The organism is Streptomyces sp. GL_141 (assembly GCF_057834385.1).
Window position 1 is genome coordinate 1865760 of sequence record NZ_CM174402.1, and the last position, 23947, is coordinate 1889706.

General features: G+C 70.4%; 17 protein-coding genes. 9 read left to right on the top strand and 8 right to left on the bottom strand.

Features of this window, described 5'->3' with window-relative positions:
- Positions 1-148 precede the first annotated feature (148 nt).
- Both mgtA and AC3IX6_RS07940 read left to right on the top strand, forming a co-directional pair.
- Positions 149-2869: a magnesium-translocating P-type ATPase gene (gene mgtA / locus AC3IX6_RS07935; RefSeq protein ID WP_489369526.1), complete on the top strand. Its 2721-nt coding sequence runs from the start codon at positions 149-151 to the stop codon at positions 2867-2869.
- A 27-nt stretch (positions 2870-2896) separates the two neighbouring features.
- Positions 2897-3622 carry an MgtC/SapB family protein gene (locus AC3IX6_RS07940; protein WP_266885779.1) on the top strand — a complete coding sequence of 242 codons (726 nt, stop codon included), beginning with the start codon at positions 2897-2899 and terminating at the stop codon, positions 3620-3622.
- Between the two features lie 43 nt (positions 3623-3665).
- Here AC3IX6_RS07940 and AC3IX6_RS07945 read toward each other — a convergent pair whose 3' ends face one another.
- The 5 genes from AC3IX6_RS07945 to AC3IX6_RS07965 form a co-directional block, all read right to left on the bottom strand.
- Positions 3666-4595, bottom strand: a complete 930-nt coding sequence (locus tag AC3IX6_RS07945) for a carbohydrate ABC transporter permease (protein ID WP_489369527.1) — start codon at positions 4593-4595, stop codon at positions 3666-3668.
- A 12-nt stretch (positions 4596-4607) separates the two neighbouring features.
- Positions 4608-5552: a carbohydrate ABC transporter permease gene (locus AC3IX6_RS07950; protein WP_403713465.1), complete on the bottom strand. Its 945-nt coding sequence runs from the start codon at positions 5550-5552 to the stop codon at positions 4608-4610.
- Between the two features lie 43 nt (positions 5553-5595).
- Positions 5596-7047 (bottom strand): N-acetylglucosamine/diacetylchitobiose ABC transporter substrate-binding protein, encoded by a 1452-nt coding sequence (gene ngcE / locus AC3IX6_RS07955; protein WP_489369528.1) that lies wholly within the window; start codon positions 7045-7047, stop codon positions 5596-5598.
- A gap of 305 nt (positions 7048-7352) precedes the next feature.
- On the bottom strand, positions 7353-10067 hold the full coding sequence (gene acnA / locus AC3IX6_RS07960) for an aconitate hydratase AcnA (protein ID WP_489369529.1): 2715 nt from the start codon (positions 10065-10067) through the stop codon (positions 7353-7355).
- A 155-nt stretch (positions 10068-10222) separates the two neighbouring features.
- Positions 10223-11356, bottom strand: a complete 1134-nt coding sequence (locus AC3IX6_RS07965; RefSeq protein ID WP_489369530.1) for a LacI family DNA-binding transcriptional regulator — start codon at positions 11354-11356, stop codon at positions 10223-10225.
- A 93-nt stretch (positions 11357-11449) separates the two neighbouring features.
- On the opposite strand from AC3IX6_RS07965, the gene AC3IX6_RS07970 reads away from it, so the two are divergent.
- Positions 11450-13405, top strand: coding sequence for an amidohydrolase (locus AC3IX6_RS07970; protein ID WP_489369531.1), 1956 nt, complete (start codon positions 11450-11452; stop codon positions 13403-13405).
- A gap of 51 nt (positions 13406-13456) precedes the next feature.
- Here the strand turns inward: AC3IX6_RS07970 and AC3IX6_RS07975 are convergent, their stop codons facing one another.
- Entirely contained in the window at positions 13457-14326 is an 870-nt protein-coding gene (locus AC3IX6_RS07975) for a haloalkane dehalogenase (RefSeq protein ID WP_489369532.1), read from the bottom strand.
- Positions 14327-14482: 156 nt separating this feature from the next.
- Here AC3IX6_RS07975 and AC3IX6_RS07980 point away from each other — a divergent pair, with 156 nt between their 5' ends.
- The 3 genes from AC3IX6_RS07980 (at position 14483) to AC3IX6_RS07990 (ending at position 17045) form a co-directional block, all read left to right on the top strand.
- Positions 14483-14974 carry a MarR family winged helix-turn-helix transcriptional regulator gene (locus tag AC3IX6_RS07980; protein ID WP_489369533.1) on the top strand — a complete coding sequence of 164 codons (492 nt, stop codon included), beginning with the start codon at positions 14483-14485 and terminating at the stop codon, positions 14972-14974.
- Positions 14975-15062: 88 nt separating this feature from the next.
- On the top strand, positions 15063-16592 hold the full coding sequence (locus tag AC3IX6_RS07985; protein ID WP_327303888.1) for a helix-turn-helix domain-containing protein: 1530 nt from the start codon (positions 15063-15065) through the stop codon (positions 16590-16592).
- A 171-nt stretch (positions 16593-16763) separates the two neighbouring features.
- Positions 16764-17045: a hypothetical protein gene (locus AC3IX6_RS07990; protein ID WP_489369534.1), complete on the top strand. Its 282-nt coding sequence runs from the start codon at positions 16764-16766 to the stop codon at positions 17043-17045.
- 6 nt (positions 17046-17051) lie between these two features.
- Here AC3IX6_RS07990 and AC3IX6_RS07995 read toward each other — a convergent pair whose 3' ends face one another.
- Complete coding sequence (locus AC3IX6_RS07995) at positions 17052-17684, bottom strand: ADP-ribosyltransferase (RefSeq protein WP_489369535.1); 633 nt, start codon at positions 17682-17684, stop codon at positions 17052-17054.
- 199 nt (positions 17685-17883) lie between these two features.
- Here AC3IX6_RS07995 and AC3IX6_RS08000 point away from each other — a divergent pair, with 199 nt between their 5' ends.
- Positions 17884-18504, top strand: coding sequence for an excalibur calcium-binding domain-containing protein (locus AC3IX6_RS08000; RefSeq protein WP_489369536.1), 621 nt, complete (start codon positions 17884-17886; stop codon positions 18502-18504).
- A 144-nt stretch (positions 18505-18648) separates the two neighbouring features.
- The gene (locus AC3IX6_RS08005) at positions 18649-20091 is read left to right on the top strand and encodes a cytochrome P450 (RefSeq protein WP_489369537.1); all 1443 of its coding nucleotides are present in this window, start codon (positions 18649-18651) and stop codon (positions 20089-20091) included.
- A gap of 3 nt (positions 20092-20094) precedes the next feature.
- Here the strand turns inward: AC3IX6_RS08005 and AC3IX6_RS08010 are convergent, their stop codons facing one another.
- Entirely contained in the window at positions 20095-21657 is a 1563-nt protein-coding gene (locus tag AC3IX6_RS08010; protein ID WP_489369538.1) for an MFS transporter, read from the bottom strand.
- A gap of 111 nt (positions 21658-21768) precedes the next feature.
- On the opposite strand from AC3IX6_RS08010, the gene AC3IX6_RS08015 reads away from it, so the two are divergent.
- Entirely contained in the window at positions 21769-23868 is a 2100-nt protein-coding gene (locus tag AC3IX6_RS08015; RefSeq protein ID WP_489369539.1) for a S9 family peptidase, read from the top strand.
- Positions 23869-23947 lie beyond the last annotated feature (79 nt).

A 23947-nucleotide genomic window follows, 5' to 3' on the forward strand; every position in this document is an offset into this window, starting at 1 on the left:
CGCATGCCCTGACGTCCGTCGGGCCTGCGTCATCCATGCCCACCGGCGTGCCCCGCGGCCGTAACCGCCGCCGCGCGCCGACCCATGATCACTCCACGTGACCGTGCGGCTGCGCGCTGCCCGGACGCCGTGGAGGGAGGTATTCGTCATGACCATGCTCACCCCCCGTACCCCCACGAAGCTCGCACCCCCGGGCCGGGCCCGCCGCGAGCGCAAGGCGGCCGAGCTGGAGGCCCGTACCCGGGTCGTCGGCGAGCGGCTCGCCGGGATCAGCGCCCGTCCGGGCGTCCAGGTCCTGCAGGAGGTGGACGCTTCCCGCAACGGCCTCACCCACGCCGAGGCCGCCCTGCGCCTGGAGCGCCACGGCTCCAACGTCATCGCCCAGGAACGCGCCCCGCGCTGGTACGTCCAGCTGGCGAAGGCGTACGCGAACCCCTTCATCGCCGTCCTCGTCTTCCTGGCCGCCGTCATGTACTGGCAGGAGCCCGGCGACCCGGGCGTCGTCATCCTCTCGGTGATGGTCGGGATCAGCGGCCTGCTGCGCTTCTGGCAGGAGTACCGCTCGGGCCGGGCGGCAGACGCGCTCAAGCAGCTCGTCACCACCACCTGCGCGGTGCAGCGCCGGGCCGGCAGCGGTTCCGGACCCACCACCTTCGAGATCCCGATGGACCAGGTGGTCCGGGGCGACGTGGTCAAGCTGGGCGCCGGCGACCTGATCCCGGCCGACCTCCGGCTCATCACCGCCAAGGACCTGATGGTCAGCCAGGCCGCCCTGTCCGGGGAGTCCCTGCCGGTCGCCAAGGCCGACACCCGCACGGACGACCTCGGCCAGAGCGAGACCACCGACCCCGTCGAGGCCGACAACCTCTGCCTGATGGGCACGTCCGTGACCTCCGGCACCGCCACCGGGCTCGTCGTCGCCACGGGCTCCGACACCTACTTCGGCTCGATGGCCGGCTCCCTGGTCGGCGAGCGCCCGGAGACCAACTTCGACACGGGCGTGCGCAAGGTCAGCTTCCTGCTGATCCGCTTCATGCTGGTGATGGTCCCGATCGTCTTCATGATCAACGGCTTCACCAAGGGCGACTGGGAGGCCGCCTTCCTCCTCGGCATCGCCGTGGCGGTCGGCCTGACCCCCGAGATGCTGCCGATGGTCGTCTCCGCCAACCTGGCGCGCGGCGCGGTGGCCATGTCCAAGCGCAAGGTGGTCGTCAAGCGGCTCAACGCCATCCAGAACCTGGGCGCGATGGACGTGCTCTGCACGGACAAGACCGGCACCCTCACCGAGGACCGCATCGTGCTGGACCGCTACCTCGACGTGCACGGCGACGAGGACAACGAGGTCCTGGAGTACGGCTACCTCAACGCGCACTTCCAGACGGGCCTGAAGAACCTGATGGACCAGGCGGTCATCGACCGCGTGGGTGAAGCCGAGGAGGTTGTCGTCGATGCTCGGTTCTCGATGGTCGACGAGATCCCCTTCGACTTCGCCCGGCGCCGGATGTCCGTGGTCCTGAACCGCAACAGCATCGTGGGCGGCTCCGGCCGGCCCGAGCACGTCATGATCACCAAGGGGGCCGTCGAGGAAGTCCTCGCCCTGTGCACCCACATGACGGACCGCGGGCAGAAGGTCGAGCTGACCGAGCAGCTGCGGTGGCACGTCACCCGCATCGCCGAGGACAACAACCGCCAGGGCCTGCGCGTCCTGGCCGTCGCCACCCGCACGATGAGCACCCCCCGCGACACCTACACCGTCGCCGACGAGGACCAGCTGACCCTGGTCGGCTTCCTCGCCTTCCTCGACCCGCCGAAGGCCGACGCCGCCCGGGCCCTGCAGGGCCTCGCCGACAAGGGCATCGCGGTCAAGGTCGTCACCGGCGACAACGAGCTCGTCGCCGCCCGGGTCTGCGCCGATGTCGGCCTCACCGTCGGCCACGTGGTCAATGGCTCCGAGATCGAGACCCTCGACGACGCCGAACTGCGCGCGCTGGCCGCCCGTACGACGGTCTTCGCCAAGGTCAACCCGGTCCAGAAGGCCCGGATCGTACGGGCCCTGCAGGCCGACGGCCACACGGTCGGCTTCCTCGGCGACGGCATCAACGACGCGGCCGCACTGCGCGACGCGGACGTCGGCATCTCGGTGGACACCGCCGTGGACATCGCCAAGGAGTCCGCCGACATCATCCTGCTGGAGAAGGACCTGACCGTCCTGGAGCAGGGCGTGATCCAGGGCCGGACCACCTTCGGCAACACGATCAAGTACATCAAGATGACGGCCAGTTCCAACTTCGGCAACGTCTTCTCGGTGCTGGTGGCGAGCGCCTTCATCCCGTTCCAGCCGATGCTGGCGATCATGCTGCTGGTGCAGAACCTGGTCTACGACATCGCCCAGCTGGCCACCCCGTGGGACCGGATGGACGAGGAGTACCTGCGCAAGCCGCGCAACTGGGACGCCAAGGGCATCGGCCGGTTCATGCTCTGCATCGGCCCGATCAGCTCGATCTTCGACATCGCGATGTTCGTCATCATGTGGAACGTGTTCGCCGCCAACACCGAGGCGCACGCTGCGCTCTTCCAGTCCGGCTGGTTCATCGAGGGCCTGCTCTCGCAGACCCTGGTCGTCCACATGATCCGTACCCGCAAGATCCCCTTCATCCAGTCGCGGGCCTCCTGGCCGGTGATGGTGATGACCGTCCTCGCGGTGCTGACCGGGCTCTTCCTGCCCTTCTCGCCGCTGGCCGCCTCGCTGGGCTTCGTACCCCTGCCGGCGAGCTACTTCCCGTGGCTGATCGGCGTCCTGCTGGCGTACTGCACGCTCACGCAGCTGCTGAAGACCGTGTACATCCGCAAGTTCGGCACCTGGCTCTAGAACTCGAGGAATGAAGGGAGAAGGCCGATGATGCTCACCGAATGGGAGATGGCCGGGCACCTGGTCGCGGCGCTCGGATTCGGGGCGGCCATCGGCCTGGAACGGCAGTGGCGGGCCCGGATGGCGGGCCTGCGGACCAACGCCCTGGTGGCGGGCGGGGCCGCGCTGTTCGTACTGCTCTCGCAGTACGGGTTCATGAGCGAGGTCTCGGAGGTCCAGTACGACGGCTCGCGGGTCGCCGCCCAGATCGTCTCGGGGATCGGCTTCCTGGGCGCCGGCGTGATCATGCGCGACGGGCTGAGCGTCCGGGGCCTGAACACGGCCGCCACCCTGTGGTGTTCGGCGGCCGTGGGCTGCCTCGCGGGCACCGGGATGTTCGTCCTGGCGGCCTGCGGCACGGTGGGCGTGGTGGGGGCGAACCTCCTGCTGCGCCCGCTGGGCCGGCGGATGGACCGCGAGCCGGGGGGCGGGGCCGAGGTGGCCACCGACTTCCACTTCGAGGCCGTGTGCCTGGAGGCGGAGGAGGCCCACATCCGCCACCGGCTGGTCGACGCGCTGGGCCGGCCTGGCTACCAGCTGCGCTCGATCCGCAGCCAGGACGGCCCGGAGGCCGGCCTGGTGACGGTGTCCGCGCTGCTGACCGCCGAGGGCGAGGGGGGCCGGATGCTCGAGGAAGCCGTCAGCAACCTCTCTCTCGACCCCTCCGTCTCGGCGGTCAGCTGGTCGGTCGTGCCCGACCCGTCCGCCGCTTGAGCGGATGCGCTCCTTGAGCGGACGCGTTACTTGAGCGGACGCGTTACTTGATCGTGGCGGAGGTCAGGCCCGCCTGGATCTGCCGCTGGAAGGACAGGTAGACCACCAGCATCGGGATCATCGCGATGGTCACACCGGCGAACAGCACCGGCAGGTCCGTCTCGTAGCCCATCTGGTACTGCAGCTGGATCAGGCCCTGGGTGAGCATGTAGCGCTCGGGGTCCGATCCGGTCTGCGGCTGCATCAGCACGGACGGCAGGATGTACTGGTTCCACTGCCCCAGCACATTGAATATCCCGACGCTGATCAGGCCGGGCTTGGCCATCGGCAGCATCACCTGGAAGAAGACCCGGGTGTGCGAGGCCCCGTCGATCACCGCCGCCTCGTGCACGGCCGTCGGCAGCGTCCGGAAGAACGAGTGCATGAAGAAGACGGTGAACGGCATCGAGTACGCCACGTACACGAGGATCAGGCCCTGGTACGAGTTGAGCATGTCCAGCCGCTTCACCATGAAGAACAGCGGGACGAGCGCCAGGAAGACCGGGAACATGGCCCCGCTGACGAAGAAGTAGTAGACCGGCCTGTTGCCCGTGAAGGGGTAGCGGGCCAGGACGTACGCGGCCATGGAGCCGAGCAGCATCGTCAGCGGGACCGAGAACACCATCACGATCAGCGTGTTGGCGAAGTAGTCCCCGATGCCCTTGTCCCAGGCCCGCCCGAAGGCGTCGAAATGCCAGTTGGACGGCCAGCTCAGGGCCGAACTGCCGATCTGCACGTCGGTCTTGAAGGAGCCGAGCACCAGCCAGATCAGCGGCAGGACGATCAGTATCCCCCACACGGCGAGGAAGCCGTGCGAGAAGACGTTGAGCACCATGCCGTCGGAACCGCTCCTGCTCTTCCCGCGGGGCTGCCCGGTGGCGGCGGAGCGCTTCTCGGCCGCCGCCTCGCCCGGTGCTTTGATCACAGTGGTCATCGTGGTCTCCCGCTAGAACTCGACGTGCTCGCGGCGAGTGGCCCGCAGCGTGATGGCGGAGAGGATCAGGGTGAGGACGAGCATCACGACCCCCATGGCGCAGGCGTAGCCCGCATTGCCGAAGTAGAGGAAGTTACGCATCAGCACCGTCGCCATGACCTCGCTGTGGTGGTCCGGTCCGCCGCCGAACTGGCCCGAGGTCATGGTCGACACGAGGACGAACATGTCCATCGCGGCGATGCCCAGATAGACCGCGGAGGTCTGCACAGAATCCCACAGCAGGGGCAGCGTGACCTTGAAGAAGGTCTGGGCGCGCCCCGCGCCGTCGAGCAGCGCGGCTTCGTAGATGTCCTTGGGGACCGACTGCATGGCGGCCGAGAACAGGACGAGGTAGAAACCGACCCCGTGCCAGACGACGACGAGCAGCAGGCACCAGAGGACGAAGTTGGGCTCGTTGAGCCATTCGATGGGGTGGGCCGGGTCGACCAGGCCCAGTTTGGTGAGGAAACCGTTCAGCAGGCCCCCCTCGTCACTGCGGTACACGGCTCCGAAGAGCACCGCGAGGATGGCGAGGGAGAGCACCTGCGGGAAGAAGTAGATCACCTTGTAGAGGGCGGAGCCCGCCACCCCCTGGACCCCGCCGGCTCCGCTGCGCCCGCCGGCGTTCAGCATGAAGGCGAAGAACAGGGCGATGAGGATGGTGATCGTCGGGACGAACACCAGGAGCAGCAGGTTGTTCAGCAGCGCGCCGCCGAAGACCTCGTCCTTCATCAAGGCCGAGTAGTTGTCCAGCCCGACGAAGTCGAAAGTCGGTGACTGACCCGTCCAGTTGGTGAAGGAATAGCCGAACGTCTGAATGTACGGCCAGATGACAAAGGTCAGGTACAGCGCAAGGGGCAGGATGAGGAAGCCGGCGATGAAGCCGCCCCGCCCCTTGCTGTTTGCTACGTGGCTCATGGTGTCCGTCCCTGGTGTTTCCGGGTGCCCGGTGGACGCGGTGTCAGCTGCGCTTGTTGTTCTTGGCGTTCGGGTCCTCGGTCGCCTTGTTTACCGCAGCCTGGGCCCGCTTGATCCATTCCTTGGGCTGGATGCGCTTGGCCATCAGCTCATTGGACGCGTTCTCGAGCTCGGTGCCCATGGCGCTGTACCAGTCGGCGTAGCGGTAGTTGAACGTGTTGTCCCCGGCCGACTTGAGGGCGGCGACGGCCGACTGGGTGCCGGAGCGGAGCTTGACCGACGGGTCCACGCCGTCCTTGAGGACGGTGAGGGAGTTGGCCTGCTGGGCGAACAGGGTCGACCACTCGCGGGACAGCATCGAGCGGAGGAACTCCAGGCCGCCGGCCTTGTTGGCGGCCTTCTCCGGGACGATGAAGGGCTCGCCGGCGCCGGCGCGGATGGCCTCGAAGGGCAGCTTGGAGTCCGGCAGGATCGGCATCGGCAGGAACTGCATGTCGAAGTCGTCCGGGGTCTGCTTGAGCTGCTCGTTCTCCAGCCAGGAGCCGGAGGTGATGAAGGCGGCCTTGTACTGGTTCCACTGGGTCTGGGACTCGGTGTGCGTCAGGCCGTTGGTGCCCGGCATGAGCAGGTCCTTCTCGACCAGCTCGTAGACCGCCTCGACGGCCTCCAGCGCGACCGGGTTGTCCGCGAAGGCGTTCGGCTCCAGGTTGTCGATCGCCTTCATGGCGTCCAGGCCGCCCTTCTTGGCGATCAGGTCCATGATGGCGACGTTGATGTAGTACGGGTACTTGCCCTGGTGGGCCAGGCCGCCGATGCCGGCCGCCTTGGCCTTCTGACAGACGTCCATGAACTCCGCCCAGGTCTTCGGCGCGGCCCAGCCCTTCTCCTTGAAGAGCTTGCCCGAGTACCACAGGCCCCACACGGTGTAGACGTACTGCAGCGCGACGAACTTGCCGCCGATCATGCCGCCTTCGATGGTCCCGGGCATCAGCGTGTCCCGGACCTTCTTGGTCGGGTCGTCGAGCGACGGGGCGTCGAGCACCACGGTGAGGTCGGCGAGCTGGTTGCCCTTGGCGAGCACGTCGAGCTTGATCTGCTGGGCGCCCGAGTCGTCGACGACGTCCGGCGGGTTGCCGCCGTTGAAGCGCGGCTGCAGCTTGGAGGTGATCTCCTGGGTGGCGAGGTGCGAGGAAGTGGTGCCCCACTTCTTGTCGAACGCCGCTTCCCAGGCCTTGGCGTAGTCGTCGCCGTAGCCGCCCTTGAAGACGACCACGTCGAGCTTGCCGCCCTTGGCGACGCCGAACGGGTTCTCCTTGGTGACGGCCACCTTGGACTCGTTGCCCTTGGTCGTCTCGTCAGAGCCGGAGGCGCACGCGGACAGGAAGCTCATCGTCGGTACGGCGATCAGGCCGAGTGCCGCGGAGCGCTTGATCAGGTCCCGGCGGCCGAAGCCCTCACCGTTGCTGTGCTCGCCGTGGGCGGAGGTGGATCCCATGCTCAAGTCCTCGCCTTCGTCAGGAGTGTGAAGGAGGAAGGAAAGTGCGACTGCTGCCGCCCAGCGGACATCACCGCAGGTCCCCGCCGTCCCCCCGTCCGGTGCCGCTCATTTCGCGGTGACCCGGACGGGCACAGGTATAGTCCACTTCCGCTCCTGTGAGCAAGATCATGTACCGGTATGGGCCCCGGCTTTTCCGAGTTGAGACCTCACCGTCACCTGACCTGGACCGTCGGAGCCGCCCGCAGAAACGGAAGGGCCGTACCTCCTTAACGGAAGTACGGCCCTTTGGTGCCGATTTGCGCTTAGCCGCGAATGAGGTTGCGGAGCACGTACTGCATGATTCCGCCGTTGCGGTAGTAGTCCGCCTCACCCGGGGTGTCGATGCGGACGACCGCGTCGAACTCCACGCCGGTGTCGGTGGTGACCTTGACCGTGCGGGGGGTGGTGCCGTTGTTCAGCTCCTCCACACCGGTGAAGGAGAAGGTCTCCTCGCCGGTGAGGCCCAGGGAGGCCGCCGTGGCGCCCTCGGGGAACTGCAGGGGCAGGACGCCCATGCCGATCAGGTTGGAGCGGTGGATGCGCTCGTAGGACTCCGCGATGACGGCCTTGACGCCGAGCAGGGCGGTGCCCTTGGCGGCCCAGTCGCGGGAGGAGCCCGAGCCGTACTCCTTGCCCGCCAGGATGACCAGCGGGATGCCGGCGGCCTGGTAGTTCTGCGAGGCGTCGTAGATGAAGGCGACCGGGGCGCCCTCGACGGTGAAGTCGCGGGTGAAGCCGCCCTCGGTGCCCGCCGCGATCTGGTTGCGGAGGCGAATGTTGGCGAACGTTCCGCGGATCATGACCTCGTGGTTTCCGCGGCGGGAACCGTACGAGTTGAAGTCGCGGCGCTCGACGCCGTGCTCCGTGAGGTACTTGCCGGCCGGGGTGTCGGCCTTGATGGCGCCGGCCGGGGAGATGTGGTCGGTGGTGACCGAGTCGCCCAGCTTCGCCAGCACGCGGGCGCCGGCGATGTCGGAGACCGGGGTGGTCTCCATCGTCATGCCCTCGAAGTAAGGGGGCTTGCGCACGTAGGTGGACTGCGGGTCCCACTCGAAGGTGTTGCCCGTCGGGATCGACAGCGCCTGCCACTGGGCGTCGCCCGCGAAGACGTCCTGGTAGGACTTGTTGAACATGTCTTCGCCGATCGCGTTCGCGACGACGTCGTTGACCTCGGCCTCGGTGGGCCAGATGTCCTTCAGGAAGACCGGGTTGCCCTCGGAGTCCGTGGCGATGGCGTCCCTGGTGATGTCCACCTTCATGGAGCCCGCGATGGCGTACGCGACGACCAGCGGCGGGGAGGCCAGGTAGTTCATCTTGACGTCGGGGTTGATGCGGCCCTCGAAGTTGCGGTTGCCCGAGAGGACCGAGGTGACCGCGAGGTCGGCGTCGTTGATCGCCTTGGAGATCTCCTCCTCCAGCGGACCCGAGTTGCCGATGCAGGTGGTGCAGCCGTACCCGACGAGGTTGAAGCCCATCTTGTCGAGGTACGGGGTCAGGCCGGCCTTGTCGAAGTAGTCGGTGACGACCTTCGAGCCCGGGGCCAGGGTGGTCTTGACCCACGGCTTGCGGGTGAGGCCCTTCTCGACGGCCTTCTTCGCCACGAGCGCCGCGGCGACCATGACGTAGGGGTTCGAGGTGTTGGTGCACGAGGTGATCGCGGCGACGGTGACGGCGCCGTGGTCGATCTCGAAGGAGGTGCCGTCGGCGAGGGTCACCGGGGTGGGCTTGGTGGGCACACCGTTGGCCGCGGCCGGGGAGTCGGACGCCGGGAAGGACTCCTTGCCGGCCTCCTCGTCGTCGTTGACGTAGTTGCGCACGTCCTGCGCGAACTGCTGCGAGGCGTTCGCGAGGACGATGCGGTCCTGCGGGCGCTTGGGACCGGCGATGGAGGGGACGACCGTGGAGAGGTCGAGCTCCAGCTTCTCGGAGAAGTCCGGCTCGGCGGCCGGGTCCAGCCACAGGCCCTGGGCCTTGGCGTAGGCCTCGACGAGCGCGACCTGCTGGGCGTCGCGGCCGGTCAGGCGCAGGTACTTCAGGGTCTCGCCGTCGATCGGGAAGACCGCGGCGGTGGAACCGAACTCCGGCGACATGTTGCCGATGGTGGCGCGGTTCGCGAGGGAGGTGGCGGCGACGCCCTCACCGTAGAACTCGACGAACTTGCCGACGACGCCGTGCTTGCGGAGCATCTCGGTGATGGTCAGCACGAGGTCGGTGGCGGTGGTGCCGGCCGGCAGCTCACCGGTCAGCTTGAAGCCCACGACGCGCGGGATCAGCATGGAGACCGGCTGGCCGAGCATCGCGGCCTCGGCCTCGATGCCGCCGACGCCCCAGCCCAGTACGCCCAGGCCGTTGACCATCGTGGTGTGCGAGTCGGTGCCGACGAGGGTGTCGGGGTACGCCTGGCCGTTGCGGACCATGACCGTGCGGGCCAGGTGCTCGATGTTGACCTGGTGCACGATGCCGGTGCCCGGGGGGACGACCTTGAAGTCGTCGAAGGCGGTCTGGCCCCAGCGCAGGAACTGGTAGCGCTCCTTGTTGCGGCCGTACTCCAGCTCGACGTTCTGGGCGAACGCGTCCGCCGTGCCGAACTTGTCGGCGATGACCGAGTGGTCGATGACCATCTCGGCGGGCGAGAGCGGGTTGATCTTCGCGGGGTCGCCGCCGAGGGCCTTCACGGCCTCGCGCATGGTGGCGAGGTCCACGACGCAGGGGACGCCGGTGAAGTCCTGCATGATCACGCGGGCCGGCGTGAACTGGATCTCCTCGCTGGGCTGGGCCTGCGAGTCCCAGTTTCCGAGCGACCGGATGTGGTCGGCGGTGATGTTCGCGCCGTCCTCGGTACGGAGCAGGTTCTCCAGCAGGACCTTCAGGCTGTAGGGAAGGCGGGCGGAGCCCTCGACCTTGTCCAGCTTGAAGATCTCGTACGACTCGTCGCCCACCTGCAGCGTGCTGCGGGCGTCGAAGCTGTTCGCCGACACGACAGTCTCCTTCATGCATGAATTCGCGCGTATTGCCGCAATCCTGCCGCGAGGCACTCTGGCACTTTCCGCTAAGGTGAGGCTAAGTTAGGTAACCCTTACCAGCGGGGCGGCTGCGGCACGTCCGGGGCAGATATCTCGATGTCGAGATAACTCTAGTACATGCCGGGGGGCCGGGACGAGGCACGCACCCTCAGCCCCGCCGGTACGACTCGTCGCCCAGTGGATTCCGCATGTCCGGATTCGATGAGCTTGACCAGGGACGAAACCGCCGATTCGGCGATCCGTTCCGGATCGAAGGTGACGGTCGTCACGGACGGTTCGTTCGCGGCGTACGCCGGGTCCTCGCTGGCGCAGACCAGCAGCAGGCCCCTCTCCCCCGGGTCGGCGCCCGGTCCGCCGCCGGGGATCGCGATTCCGTGGCGCGCGGCGGCGGCCAGCACCTGTCGGCCCCCGGGGTCGTATACGCAGTAGACGGCGTCGGGCCGGTCCGCCCGGCCTCCCCGGTCCGCCCGGTCTTCCCCGTCCGCCCGGTCTTCCCCGTCCGGCCCCGCGAAGGCGGAGTCGAAGGCGTGCCCGGCGTCGTCATTGGGGTCGAAGGGGATCACCAGCGGAGTCCGCCGATGCTCGGCGCACCAGTGTTCATAGGCTGACGTGACGGCCCCGGTGTAGAACTCCCGGCCGTAGCCCGCGTGCAGCGCGATCCGCCGGGCCCCGGAGGCCGCCAGGTGGTCGAGCACCTCGCGGGTGGTGGCCGTGTGGTCGTTGTCCACCCACACGTCGTCCGGCCGCGGATCGGCCGGGGGCCCGTCGAAGACCACCGGCACCCCCCGCGCCCGCAGTGCGCGCAGCACCGGGTCGTCGGCCGGACTGTCGAGCAGCAGCATCCCGTCCACCGCCAGGGTGTGCCACAGCGGCTCGGCGCCGCGGTCGGCGGGCAGCGTGGTCAGGGCGTAGCCGTGGGCGTGCGCCGCCGAGGTGGCGGCGATGAGCAGCCGGGCGTAGTAGGCGATCCGCGCGAAGTCCCAGGCGAAGCCGGCGTACGTGGTCACGGCGATGCCCAGGCTGCGGTTGTGCGGGCCGCGCCGGGCTCCGTAGCCGAGGGCCCCGGCCACCTCGCGCACCCGGCGGCGGGTGGACTCGCCGAGGCGGCCGGTGCCGTTGAGCGCGTGGGAGACGGTCGCGGTGGAGACCTCGGCGGCGCGCGCTATGTCGGCGAGGGTCGGACCGGGCACGGGCGCGGGCGGGGGCATCGGGGGCGGGCCGGAGGCGTGAAGGGGGGCGGGCACGGCGCCATCGTACGGATTTCGTCGCCGGAGGCGGCTTCTGGTTAAGCCCTTAATCAAACAGCGTCCTGGCCACGCCAACGTTTGGGAGTGTGCATGCAGTCTTCTCCTTCCCCCCGGTCCCCGCTGTCCGCCTTCACCCCCTTCTCGCGCCGCGGGCTCCTCGCCGCCGCCGGAGCCGCGGGCGCGGCGGGTCTGCTGGGCGCGGGGCCCGCCGCGGCCGCCGCGGCCGCCGCCCCGCCCGCCGGCGGGCGGAACTCGGCCGCGCTGGTGATCCGCAACGCCTCGGTGTTCACGGGGGTCACCGGGACCGAACGCCGGGGGCCCGTGCGGGCCGTCGCGGTCGGCCGGGACGGAAAGATCCTGGCCACCGGGACCGACGCCGCGCTGCGCCGGTACGTGGGCCGGGACACCGAGGTGGTCGACGCCCGCGGCAACACCGTGATGAGCGGGATCCACGACGGCCACGTCCACCCGCTCGGAGCCGGCGAACGCTCGCTGTCCCCCTCGCTGGAGAGCGCGGAGACCACCCAGGCCGAGCTCCTGGAGATCCTGACCGGCTTCCTCGCCGACACCGGCGGCGCGGGCGCCGAGCCCGACGGCTGGCTGGTGGTGGAGGACTGGAACCCGGTCGGGCTGCTCCCCACGGGCACCGCTCCGCACCACTCGATGCTGGACGCGCTCCCGACCCGGCGGCCCGTCGTGCTGATCGGCGGCGACGGGCACAACTGCTGGGCCAACCAGCGGGCCCTGGACATCGCCGGGATCACGGCGGCCACGCCCGACCCGGTGGGCGGCAAGGTGGTCAAGGGTGCCGACGGGAAGCCGACGGGCGTCCTCAAGGACGACGCCCAGGGGCTGGTGCGGCACCTGATACCCGAGCACACCCGCGCCGAACTCGTCGCGGCGTGCGCCGAGGTGCTGGGGCTGGCCGCCGCGTCCGGGATCACCACGATGATGGACGCCCTGGTGGGGCGGCACGAACTGGAGCTGTACCAGGCGCTCTCCGCCGCGGGCCGGCTGCCGCAGCGGATCGTCCCCGCGATCCGGCTGGACGCGGACCAGGCCAAGGACCCGGCGGGCTCGCTGGCGTACGCGCGGGGCCTACGGCGGGAGTTCGAGGGAGTGCGGGGGCTCCGGTTCGGGATGATCAAGGTGTTCCTGGACGGGGTCATCGAGTACCCGGCGCAGACCGCCGCCCTGCTGGAGCCGTACCTCGACGGGAACGGCAAGCCGACCGCGAACCGCGGCGAGCTCTACACCTCGGCGGCGGACTACGGCCGGCTCAGCGCCGCCTTCAACCGGGCGGGCTGGCAGATGCACGCCCACGGCCTCGGTGACCGGGCGGTGCGCACCGCCCTGGACGGGTACGCGTACGCCCGGCGGGTCACGGGACAGCGGGACGCCCGCAACGCGGTGGCGCACCTGCAGATCGTGGACCCCGCGGACCTGCGGCGCTTCGCGCAGCTCGGGGTCGCGGCGTGCATGCAGCTGCAGTGGGCCGCGCGGGACACCTGGACGGTGGAGGCGCTGCTCCCCTACATCGGGCCCGAGCGGCACCGGTGGCTGTACCCGGCGCGCAGCCTGGAGAAGGCGGGCGCACGGCTCTCGGGCGGCTCGGACTGGCCGGTGGACGCCCTCCAGGTGTGGAACCAGCTCCGGACCGCGATCGACCGCCAGGGCGCGGAAGGGGCCGGCGAGCTGTACCGGGAGCAGGAGGCGCTGAGCCGGGACACCACCTTGCGGATGCACACCTCGGGCACGGCGTGGCAGCTCCGCCAGGAGGAGCTGACCGGCACCGTGGAGGCGGGCAAGGCGGCGGACCTGGTGCTCCTGGACCGGGACGTGACGCGCTGCCCGGTGGCCGACATCAGCGGGACGGGCGTACGGATGACCCTGGTCGGCGGCCGCGTGGTGCACGAGGCGGATTCGGCGTCGGGCCGGGCGGCTTCGGCCCGGCTGGCCCGCGCGGCGGCGGCGGGCGCGCGCCCGGCCTCGTACGCCTCGGTCCACGGCGGCGGCAAGGGGCGGCACCACGCCTGCGGGCACTGAGGGTTGCGGGGGCGGGGGGCTTGTGAGCCCCCCGCCCCGGGCGGCCGCCGGTCAGCCCGCAAGGCCGTGGCGTGCGGCCCAGGCCGTGACGGCGGCGGCGATCTCCTCGGGCCGGTCCTCCGGGCAGAGGTGGGCGGCGGCGCCGCAGTACTCGGTCTCCAGCGCGGAGATGTTCTCCTCGCTCCACGCCACCAGCTCGGGGCCGACCATCAGGGCGGGCGAGCCGTCGAAGGTGAGCAGGAGCTTGGGCACCTGCGGGCTGGCGGCCAGCCAGGCGTCGTACTCCCCGACCCGGGCGACCACGTCCGCCGGCTCGCCGCCGATCGGCAGGGAGCGGGCCCACCGGAGCAGGGGGAGCCGGCTCTCCGGGGTCGGGTAGGGGGCGGCGTAGACGGAGTGGTCGGCCTCGCTCATCGGGTTCAGCACCGTCTTGCCGATGCTGTCCTCGATGAAGAGGTTCCGCTCCAGGATCATCTCCTCCCCCACCCCCGGGGTGCGGATCGCCTCGAACCGGGCGCGGGCGGCGGGCGGGTACTCCTCCCAGGTCATCGGCCGCAGGATCGTCTCCATGAAGGCGAGCCCGCGGACCTGCTCCGGGTGGCGGGCGGCCCGGTCGAAGGCGAGCGCCCCGCCCCAGTCCTGGCCGACGAGGACGACCTCGTCGAGTCCGAGGGCGTCGAACCAGGCGTCGAGGTAGCGGGCGTGGTCGGCGAAGCGGTACTCGCCGCCGGGCTTGCCGGAACGGCCCATCCCGATGAGGTCGGGGGCGAGGACGCGGACCCGGCCCCCGATCCGGGGCAGTACGCCCCGCCACAGGTGGGAGGAGGTCGGGTTGCCGTGCAGGAAGACGAAGGGGACGCCGTCGGGGGCGCCGAGCTCCTCGTAGTACATGGTCGAGTCGAGTACGTCGATGACGGGCATGGGGAACCATCCGCTTCACTCAGGCCACTCAGGCCACTCAGGGCATTCGGGCCATTCGGGCAATCGGGTCACTCAAATTCGTTGGCGTCACGAACGTTCGCGACACCAACGAAGTTAAATCGTTAGTGCCCCGAACGCAAGGGGTACGATCCCGCCATGACCACGGAAGAGGACCAGGGCGCCTCCGCCCTCCCGGCGCGGCTGCGCGAACTGCCCAGCCGGCTGCTCTCGCAGGCCTCGGCGCACGCCACACGGCTCGTCACCGAGGGACTGAGCGGGGCGGACGCGCGCAAGTGGCACTACGCGACCCTGGTCGCCCTGGACGAGTTCGGACCCGCGAGCCAGGCGGCCCTGAGCGGCCGGACCGGCATCCACCGCAGCGACCTGGTCGCCGTCATCAACGAACTCGCCGCGCGCGAGCTGGTCGAGCGGACCCCCGACCCCGCCGACCGGCGGCGCAACGTCATCACCCTCACGACCGCCGGCCGGCGCCGGCTGCGCAAGCTGGAGCAACTGCTCGCCACGGCCCAGGAGGAACTCCTGTCCCCTTTGTCCGCACCGGAGCGCGAGCAGCTCGTCGGACTGCTCGGCCGGCTCGTCGCGCACCACGCACACGGCGGCCCCACCATGGGAGCTGACGACCGGTAAGTCCCCTTTGGCGCCTGTTGACACCCATTGACACCCGTCTGCCGCACCCAGCGCGGGCAACATCTCATATCTGAGATACGGTGCATCCATGGCAGACGACTACCTCGTACGCATCGGCAAGCTCATCCGTGACGCCCGGCAGCACCGTGGCTGGACGCAGAGTCAGCTCGCGGACGCCCTGGGCACCAGCCAGAGCGCCGTGAACCGGATCGAGCGCGGCAACCAGAACATCAGCCTTGAGATGATCGCGCGCATCGGGGAAGCCCTCGACAGCGAAATCGTCTCCCTGGGCTACGCCGGTCCGATGCACCTGCGCGTGGTCGGCGGCCGCCGCCTGTCCGGCGCGATCGACGTCAAGACGAGCAAGAACGCGTGCGTGGCCCTGCTGTGCGCCTCGCTGCTCAACAAGGGCCGTACGGTCCTTCGCCGGGTCGCCCGCATCGAGGAGGTGTACCGCCTCCTGGAGGTCCTGAACTCCATCGGCGTCCGCACCCGCTGGATCAACGACGGCGTCGACCTGGAACTCGTACCGCCGGCCCGCCTCGACATGGACGCCATGGACGCGGACGCGGCCCGCCGCACCCGCAGCATCATCATGTTCCTGGGTCCCCTGCTCCACCGGATGGACCACTTCAAGCTGCCCTACGCGGGCGGCTGCGACCTCGGCACCCGCACCATCGAGCCGCACATGATCGCCCTGCGCCGCTTCGGCCTGGACATCACCGCGACCGAGGGCATCTACCACGCCCAGGTCGAGTCCGGCATCTCCCCGGACCGCCCGATCGTGCTGACCGAGCGCGGGGACACCGTCACCGAGAACGCGCTGCTGGCCGCCGCCCGGCACGACGGCACCACCGTCATCCGCAACGCCTCCTCCAACTACATGGTCCAGGACCTGTGCTTCTTCCTGGAGGCGCTCGGCGTCCGGGTCGACGGCGTCGGCACCACGACCCTGACGGTGCACGGCGTCCCGAACATCGACGTGGACGTGGACTACTCCCCCTCCGAGGACCCGGTCGAGGCGATGAGCCTGCTGGCCGCGGCGGTCGTCACGGAGTCCGAACTCACCATCCGCCGGGTCCCGATCGAGTTCATGGAGATCGAGCTCGCGGTCCTGGAGGAGATGGGCCTCGACCACGACCGCTCCCCCGAGTACACGGCCGACAACGGCCGCACCCGCTTGGTGGACCTCACCGTCCGCCCGTCGAAGCTCGAAGCACCGATCGACAAGATCCACCCGATGCCCTTCCCCGGGCTGAACATCGACAACGTCCCCTTCTTCGCCGCCATCGCGGCCGTGGCCCAGGGCCAGACCCTGATCCACGACTGGGTGTACGACAACCGCGCCATCTACCTCACGGACCTCAACCGCCTCGGCGGCCGCCTCCAGCTCCTGGACCCCCACCGCGTCCTGGTCGAGGGCCCCACCCGCTGGCGCGCGGCGGAAATGATGTGCCCGCCGGCCCTGCGCCCCGCGGTGGTCGTCCTCCTGGCGATGATGGCGGCCGAGGGCACCTCGGTCCTGCGCAACGTCTACGTCATCAACCGCGGCTACGAGGAACTGGCGGAGCGCCTCAACTCGGTGGGCGCCCAGATCGAGATCTTCCGGGACATCTAGAAAGCCGGACGCAAGGCGTCGAAGCAGGCCCCTGCCTTCGGGTGGGGGCTTCTTCATGCCCGCGGAACGGCGATCCCGGACCGGCGCCTCGGGCCCGAGGGAAGCGCCCGTACCTGCCCGGCCCTTGGGACGGGTCTCCCTTCCTTCACCGGCGGAAGCTAGCCTCCCGCCGTGACTACGGACATCAAAAACAGGTACGCCCTCGTCAAGCTCCGCGCCGTCGAGCCGATCCCGTGGAGTGTCGACGAGGACCCGCTGGGCCGCACGAGCTACGGGTGGGAGGACGGGATGCCCCTGGAGGACATCTACCGCAACAACCGCGGGCGCTGGGGTTACCGGAGCCAGCCCGGCGCGGCACCGTGGGGCGGCGCGCCGAATGGGCCGGTTCTCGGCGTGACCGGGATCAGATTGCCCACGTCGTCCCGGGCGGCGCCGCCTCTGGTGCCGTCGTGATGGCGGTCAGGACCAGTTGGCGCGCCAGGGCTCGTAGTGCGGGTTGTCCTCGCAGCGGTCCATGATTTCCACCTTCTTCACCGTGTCCACCGGGCAGACGGCCACGATGAACGAGCGGGCGATGCCGCCCGGGAAGGCCACCTCGACCTGGGAGGCGTACTTGTGGGTGTCGCCGATGGTCTGGTTGACGTCCACCCCGCCCGGGGCGTCGATGTAGTAGTTCCAGCCGCTCTTCCAGGACTTGTACAGGTCGTGGTTGTACGTCGTGGAGACGTACGGGGAGGGCTGGTTGACCAGGACGTAACTCTCGATGTCGTACTGGCCGTTCAGGGTGTCCCTGGGCAGGAAGCCTTCCTCGAAGACCACCGACGGCGGGCGGCCGTCCGAGCGGTAGAGCTGCTTGCAGTTGATCCGCCAGGACGGGGAGGGCGTGATGCGCTGCACCTCCACGCGTTCGTCGGCGGCGGCGAAGAGGTGGTCCTGGACCCGGGGGCAGGAGTTCGCGGGAGCGGCCGCGTGGAGCGATCCGAGGGGGGCGGCCGGGGCGGCGGCGGACGCGGAGGCCGGGGGCAGCAGGGCGGCGGCGAGGGCGGTCGCGAGCACGGCGGCGCGACGGCGCAGGGCGCGGAGGGTGATCATGGGGCCACTTTGGTGTCGGCGCACCGCGCCAGGAGGCATCCTCACTCGTTGGTGAGCGTGTCGGATTCCGTCTCGACTCACTTGGATCGGGAGTGAGTTGATGGTGGAACGATCCTGCGGGGCCGGAGCGCGCCCGGGGGGCCTGGGTAGGCTCCCGTGTCGCGGCGGATCGGCGCCGCGTGATCTTGGGGGTCATTTCATGTCTGAGCATCGGGGCCGCACCATGGCCGCCGCCGTGGGGGTCGCCGTCCTGCTCCTCGCCGGGTGCGGGGAGCCGGCCGCCTCGAAGGGTGAGGGCTCCGGCGCACCGGGATCCGCCTCCGCCCCGAGCGCGTCCGGCGGGCCCGGGATGCCTGAGCTCGTCGGGAAGAAGTCCGTCGAGGCCGAGGCCCTCGTCAAGCCGGTGCTCGCCAAGCCGGTCGAGGCGCGCAGCGCCTACGACGACGTTCCGCTCGCCGCCGACCACGGCCAGTGGGTGGTCTGCTTCCAGACCCCGGTGGCCGCCACCCTCCTGGCGGGCGACGCCTCGGTCGAGATCTCGCTCGCCGCGCCCGGGACCCCGTGCCCGGCCGCCGCCGGCGCCTCCCTGCATCCGCCCAAGGGGTCGAGCCCCGCCAGGACACCGGTCCCCTCCGCGGACCCGGGCCATCCGAAGCCGAAGCGGCCGACGTCGGGCCCGACCCCGGCCCCCGGCCCGAAGGACGTCAGTTACCGCAACTGCGCCGAGGCCAGGGCCGCCGGCGCCGCCCCGATCCGACGCGGACAGCCGGGCTACGGCAGGCACCTCGACCGGGACGACGACGGCATCGCCTGCGACTAGCCGGAGGGTCCGGAGAGTCCGGAGAGTCCGGAGTGAGCGGCCCCGCGCTGCGGCGATATTCGGCCTGATGGGCCGGCAGCCCTCGCACCCGGTGGGCGGGCACCCTCAGAATCGGCCTGTCGGCACAGTTCTGAGGGCGGAGCCATGACAGCAGCGCAAGCACCACGGACAGGCAGCAGCGACCGTACGGGGATCCCCCGGCTGGAGGGCGTCCCGCTGCTCGGGTCGCTCGCCGACCTGAAGTCGGACGCCCTGGGTACGTACCAGCGGGCGCAGCGCCTGCACGGCGACGTCGTGCGGATCACGGCGGGTCCGCCGGGGCTGCGCACCGAGCTGCACTGCGTGTTCTCGGCGGAGGGGGCGCAGCAGGTCCTGGCCTCGCAGGCGGCCAACTTCCGCAAGGACAACGCCATTTACCAGGAGGTCCGCGAGGCCCTCGGCAACGGTCTGCTCACCAGCCAGGACGAGGACTATCTGCGCCAACGGCGGTTGGTGCAGCCGCTGTTCACCAAGCGCCGGGTGGACGGGTACGCGGACGCCGTCGCGACCGAGACCGCTTCCACCCTCGGCGCCTGGGAGGCGGCCCCGGACGGGGTCGTCGACGTCGCGGACGAGATGATGACCCTGGCGCTGCGCGCCGTCGCCCGGATCCTCTTCGGCACCGATGTCGACGCCACCGCCGACGTCGTGGACCGGTCCTTTCCGGTCATCACCGCCTATGTGATGCGCCGCGGCTACTCCCCCGTCAACGTCCCCCGCGACTGGCCCACTCCGGGCAACAAGCGGGCCGCCGCCGCGATGGACGAGCTGTACGCGGTGTGCGACGGGATCATCGCCGAGCGCCGCAGCGAGAGCAGCAAGAGCAGCAAGAGCAGTGCGAGCAGCGAGAGCAGCAACAGCAGTGGCGCCGGAGCGGGCGAGGATCTGCTGTCGCTGCTCGCCGCCGCGAGCAGCGCGGACGACGGGGAGTTCGACGCCACCGAACTGCGCGAACAGGTCCTGATCTTCCTGCTCGCCGGGCACGAGACGACCGCCACCTCGCTGGCCTTCTCCCTCCACCTGCTGGCCCGCCATCCGGAGTTCCAGGACCGGGCCCGCGCCGAGATCACCGCGGTGCTGGGCGACCGTACGCCCGGGGCCGCCGACCTCGACCGGCTCCCCTACCTCACCCAGGTGCTCAAGGAGGCCATGCGGCTCTACCCGGCGGCCCCCGTACTCGGCCGTCGCTCGGTGGCCGCGGCCGAGGTCGACGGGCACACCATCCCGGCCGGCGCCGATGTGATCGTGGCGCCCTGGGTGACCCACCGCCACCCCGGCTACTGGCCGGACCCGGAGCGTTTCGATCCCGACCGGTTCACCCCGGAGGCGGAGGCGGCCCGGCCGCGTTATGCCTGGCTGCCCTTCGGCGGCGGGCCGCGCGCCTGCATCGGGCAGCACTTCTCCATGCTGGAATCGGTGATCGCGCTGGCGATGCTGCTACGGGCCTACGAGTTCGAGGCGGTGGACACCGAGGTGTCCGTCGTCGCCGGGATCACGCTGCGCAACACCAGTCCGGTGCGCTGCCGCATCCGGCGCCTCGGGACCTGACCGTCAGGTCCCCGCCGCCGGTGTGTGGTTGCCCTGGAGGCGGGCGAGGTCCGAGGGCCGCACCTGGATGACGAAGAGCGCGATCAGTGCCGTGACCAGGGTGAACACGGCTGCCGCCACGAAGGCGGCGCTGACGCCCGAGGTGAGGACCTGGTCGCTCCAGGGCTTCGGGAACTGCTTGGTCTTGGCGAAGAAGAGCTTCTGTTCCGGTGTGGCGGTGCGCAGGAAGGAGCCCACCTGGTCCTTGGCCTCGTTGCGGCTGGCCGTGCCGAAGACCGTGACCAGGATGGACAGGCCGAGCGAACCGCCCACCTGCTGCATCGCGTTCAGGAGGCCGGAGGCCGCGCCCGATTCCCGGTCGGGGACGTTCGAGAGGGCCATCAGGGTCAGGGACACGAACTGCATGCCCATGCCCGCGGAGAACAGCAGCATCGGGCCCAGGATGCTGCCCAGGTACGTCGAGTGGACGTCGGTCTGCGTGAGCCAGGCCAGTCCGGCGGCCGAGAACAGGGAGCCGGCCACCATGAACGGTTTGGGGCCGAACTTGGGCAGCCCCTGGGAGGTGATCCCCGCCGTCACCGCGATCATCGCGCTGACCGGCAGGAAGGCGAGCCCGGCCCGCAGCGGGCTGAAGCCCAGCACGTTCTGCACGAACAGGGTCAGGAAGAAGAACATGCCGAAGATCGCGCACGCGAAGAAGAGCATGATCGCGTACGTGCCGGCCCGGTTGCGGTCGGCGAACATGTGCAGCGGGGTGATGGGCTGGGGCGAGTGCCGTTCGTTGACGACGAAGAGGGTCAGCAGGACCACGGCCGCCGCGAAGGAGCCGAGCGTCAGCCCGTCGAGCCAGCCGTCCTGGGACGCGCGGATGAATCCGTAGACCAGGGCCACCATGCCGAGGGTGGAGAGCAGGGCGCCCGCGAGGTCGAAGTGTCCGGGCCGGCGCGCGGATTCGCGGATCACCTTAGGGGTGACCAGGGCGATCAGCAGGGCGATCGGGACGTTGACGAAGAGCACCCAGCGCCAGTTCAGCCACTCCACGAGCACCCCGCCGGCCAGCAGACCGATCGCGCCGCCGCCGGCCGAGACGCCGGCGAAGACCCCGAAGGCCCGGTTGCGTTCGGGTCCTTCGCGGAAGGTGGTGGTGATCAGCGCGAGGGCGGTCGGGGAGGCGATGGCGCCGCCGACGCCCTGGAGGGCGCGGGCGCCCATCAACTGGCCGGCGTTCTGGGCGAATCCGCCCAGCAGCGAGGCCAGGCCGAAGAGCAGGACTCCGAAGATGAAGACGCGCCGCCGGCCGAGGATGTCGCCCGTGCGGCCGCCGAGGAGCAGCAGGCCGCCGAAGGTGAGGGTATAGGCGTTGACGACCCAGGACAGGCTCTCGGTGGAGAAGTCGAGTGCGGTCTGGATGTGCGGCAGCGCGATGTTCACGATGGTGATGTCGAGAACGACCATGAGCTGGCAGGAGGCGAGCACGAGCAGAGCTAGTCCGTGATGGCCTTCGCTGTCTTGGACCTTGCCGTCGGTCCCGGTGCTGGTGCTGCTCGGCGTAGCGTTCGGGTCCACTTTTTCGACGCTAAACCTGTATGGGGGGTGTCACCACTCGAACGGCCTAGGGCATGTGACATATGCCGTGTGATATATACCGTGTAGTATTTCACATGACACACTGATTCCATGGATCGCATGGATGACTTCCTCAGGCTCTCCGCGAGCACCGCCCGGTTCACCTACGGCGCCCCGCGCGCCTTCTCCTTCGGCGACGGAGGCCGGCTCCTCTGGTTCCTCCGCTCCACCGGCCCCACCGATCCCTTCGACAGCCTCTGGGTCCTGGACACCGCCACCGGCGCCGAAACCCGGCTCGCCGACCCCCGCGAGCTGTCCCCCGAGCCCGGGCCCCTCCCCGTCGTCGAGCGCCGGCTGCGCGAACGCTCACGGCTCGTCGCCGCCGGGATCGGCTCGTACGCGCTCTCCGCCGACGGGCTCACCGCGGTGTTCGCGCTCTACGGCCGCCTGTACGAGGTCACCCGCGCGACCGGCTCCGGAGCGCCCGCGCAGCCCAAGGAGCTCCCCACCGCCGGGCCCGTCTTCGACCCCCGCCCGAGCCCCGACGCCTCGCGCATCGCCTACGTCACCGGCGACGCCCTGCACACCGTCCCCGGCGGCCGGGTCAGCCCCGAGGACGGAGCCCGATGGGGCGTCGCGGAGTTCGCCGCCGCCGAGGAGCTCGACCGGCACCGCGGGCACTGGTGGTCCCCCGGTGGCGAGCGCCTGCTCGCCGCCCGCGTCGACGAATCCGCCCTCCAGCGGCGCTGGTTCGCCGACCCGGCGCACCCGGAGCTGCCGGCCGAGGACTTCGCGTACCCCGAGGCGGGCGGCCCCAACGCCGACGTGCAGCTCTGGGTGCTCGGAGCGGGCCCGGACGCCGCCGTGCGGCTCGTCTGGGACACCGAGACCTACCCCTACTTCTCCGACGCCGAGTGGCTCCCGGGTGACACCGCGCCCGCCGAGATCCTGCTCACCGTGCACGACCGGCTCCAGCAGAACGTCCTGCTGCTCTCCGCCGACCCGGACACCGGCCGCACCCGGGAGCTGTCGCGCACCACGCACCCCCAGTGGGTGGACCCGATGCTCCCCGGTACCCCGGCGCGCCTGGCCGACGGCCGGATGCTCACCTCGGCCGACACCCCCGGCGGAGCCGCCCGCGCGCTCGCGCTGGACGGCGTGCTCCTCACCGGGGACGGGCTCCAGGTCCGCAAGGTGGCCGGCACCCACGGGGACCACCTGCTGATCGAGGCCGGGCAGCGCGACCCCTCCGAGCAGCAGGTGCTCCTGCTGGACCCGGACACGGGCGACCTGACCCCGCTCGCGGACGGGCCCGGCGTGCACTCCGTCCAGGCCGCGGCCGGGTCCCTGCTGCTGACCTCCGCCGACGCCGACGGGATCCGCCGCGTCCTGCTGACGGCCGACGGGCGGGAGTTCGTCCCCGGCGACCTGTCGCAGCCGCTGCCGTACCGGGTGGTCCCGGTGCTGGAGCGGGTCACCGAGCACGGGGTGCCCACCGCCCTGGTGCTGCCGCGCGGGCACGTGCCCGGCACCCGGCTGCCCGTCCTGATGGACAGCTACGGCGGCCCCGGCATGCAGGACGTCAGCGCCGAGCCGCGCCGCTGGCAGCACCGGCAGTGGTGGGCCGACCAGGGCTTCGCCGTGGTCACCGTCGACAACCGCGGCACCGCGTACGTCTCGCCGCGGTACACGCACGCCATGTACCGGGGCTTCTCCGAGGTCACCCTGGAGGACCAGGTCGCCGCCCTCCAGGCGCTCGGGGCGCGCCACGGCGACCTCGACCTGACCCGGGTGGGCATCCGCGGCTGGTCGTACGGCGGGTATCTCTCGGCGCTCGCGGTGCTGCGCCGCCCGGACGTCTTCCACGCGGCGGCGGCCGGGGCCGCGCCGACCGACCTCCGGCAGTACGACACGGCGTACACCGAGCGGTACCTGGGTCTGCCCCAGGAGCACCCGGAGGTGTACGAGCGGGACAGCCTGCTCGCCGACGCCGCGGGGCTGCGCCGGCCGCTGCTGCTGGTCACGGGGCTGGCCGACGACAACGTCCACCCCTCGCACACCCTGCGGCTCTCGCAGGCCCTGACCGACGCGGGCCGCCCGCACCAGCTCCTCGCGCTGCCGGGGGTCACCCACATGACCCCGGGCGGGGTGCGGGAGAAGGTCATGGCGCTGGAGCTGGAGTTCTTCCGCAAGGAGCTGGGCCTCGCCTGAGCCGGCACCGGAACGGAGGAAGGGCCCCGGAGCGAGATCATCGCTCCGGGGCCCTTCCCGTACCCGGGTTCCCCGCCGG

Excerpts from the sequence above, each read along its gene's own strand:
- mgtA (WP_489369526.1), top strand. The coding sequence starts at position 149 with ATGACCATGCTCACCCCCCGTACCCCCACGAAGCTCGCACCCCCGGGC.
- AC3IX6_RS07940 (WP_266885779.1), top strand. The coding sequence starts at position 2,897 with ATGATGCTCACCGAATGGGAGATGGCCGGGCACCTGGTCGCGGCGCTC.
- AC3IX6_RS07945 (WP_489369527.1), bottom strand. The coding sequence starts at position 4,595 with ATGACCACTGTGATCAAAGCACCGGGCGAGGCGGCGGCCGAGAAGCGC.
- AC3IX6_RS07950 (WP_403713465.1), bottom strand. The coding sequence starts at position 5,552 with ATGAGCCACGTAGCAAACAGCAAGGGGCGGGGCGGCTTCATCGCCGGC.
- ngcE (WP_489369528.1), bottom strand. The coding sequence starts at position 7,047 with ATGGGATCCACCTCCGCCCACGGCGAGCACAGCAACGGTGAGGGCTTC.
- AC3IX6_RS07970 (WP_489369531.1), top strand. The coding sequence starts at position 11,450 with ATGCAGTCTTCTCCTTCCCCCCGGTCCCCGCTGTCCGCCTTCACCCCC.
- AC3IX6_RS07975 (WP_489369532.1), bottom strand. The coding sequence starts at position 14,326 with ATGCCCGTCATCGACGTACTCGACTCGACCATGTACTACGAGGAGCTC.
- AC3IX6_RS07980 (WP_489369533.1), top strand. The coding sequence starts at position 14,483 with ATGACCACGGAAGAGGACCAGGGCGCCTCCGCCCTCCCGGCGCGGCTG.
- AC3IX6_RS07985 (WP_327303888.1), top strand. The coding sequence starts at position 15,063 with ATGGCAGACGACTACCTCGTACGCATCGGCAAGCTCATCCGTGACGCC.
- AC3IX6_RS07995 (WP_489369535.1), bottom strand. The coding sequence starts at position 17,684 with ATGATCACCCTCCGCGCCCTGCGCCGTCGCGCCGCCGTGCTCGCGACC.
- AC3IX6_RS08000 (WP_489369536.1), top strand. The coding sequence starts at position 17,884 with ATGTCTGAGCATCGGGGCCGCACCATGGCCGCCGCCGTGGGGGTCGCC.
- AC3IX6_RS08005 (WP_489369537.1), top strand. The coding sequence starts at position 18,649 with ATGACAGCAGCGCAAGCACCACGGACAGGCAGCAGCGACCGTACGGGG.
- AC3IX6_RS08015 (WP_489369539.1), top strand. The coding sequence starts at position 21,769 with ATGGATCGCATGGATGACTTCCTCAGGCTCTCCGCGAGCACCGCCCGG.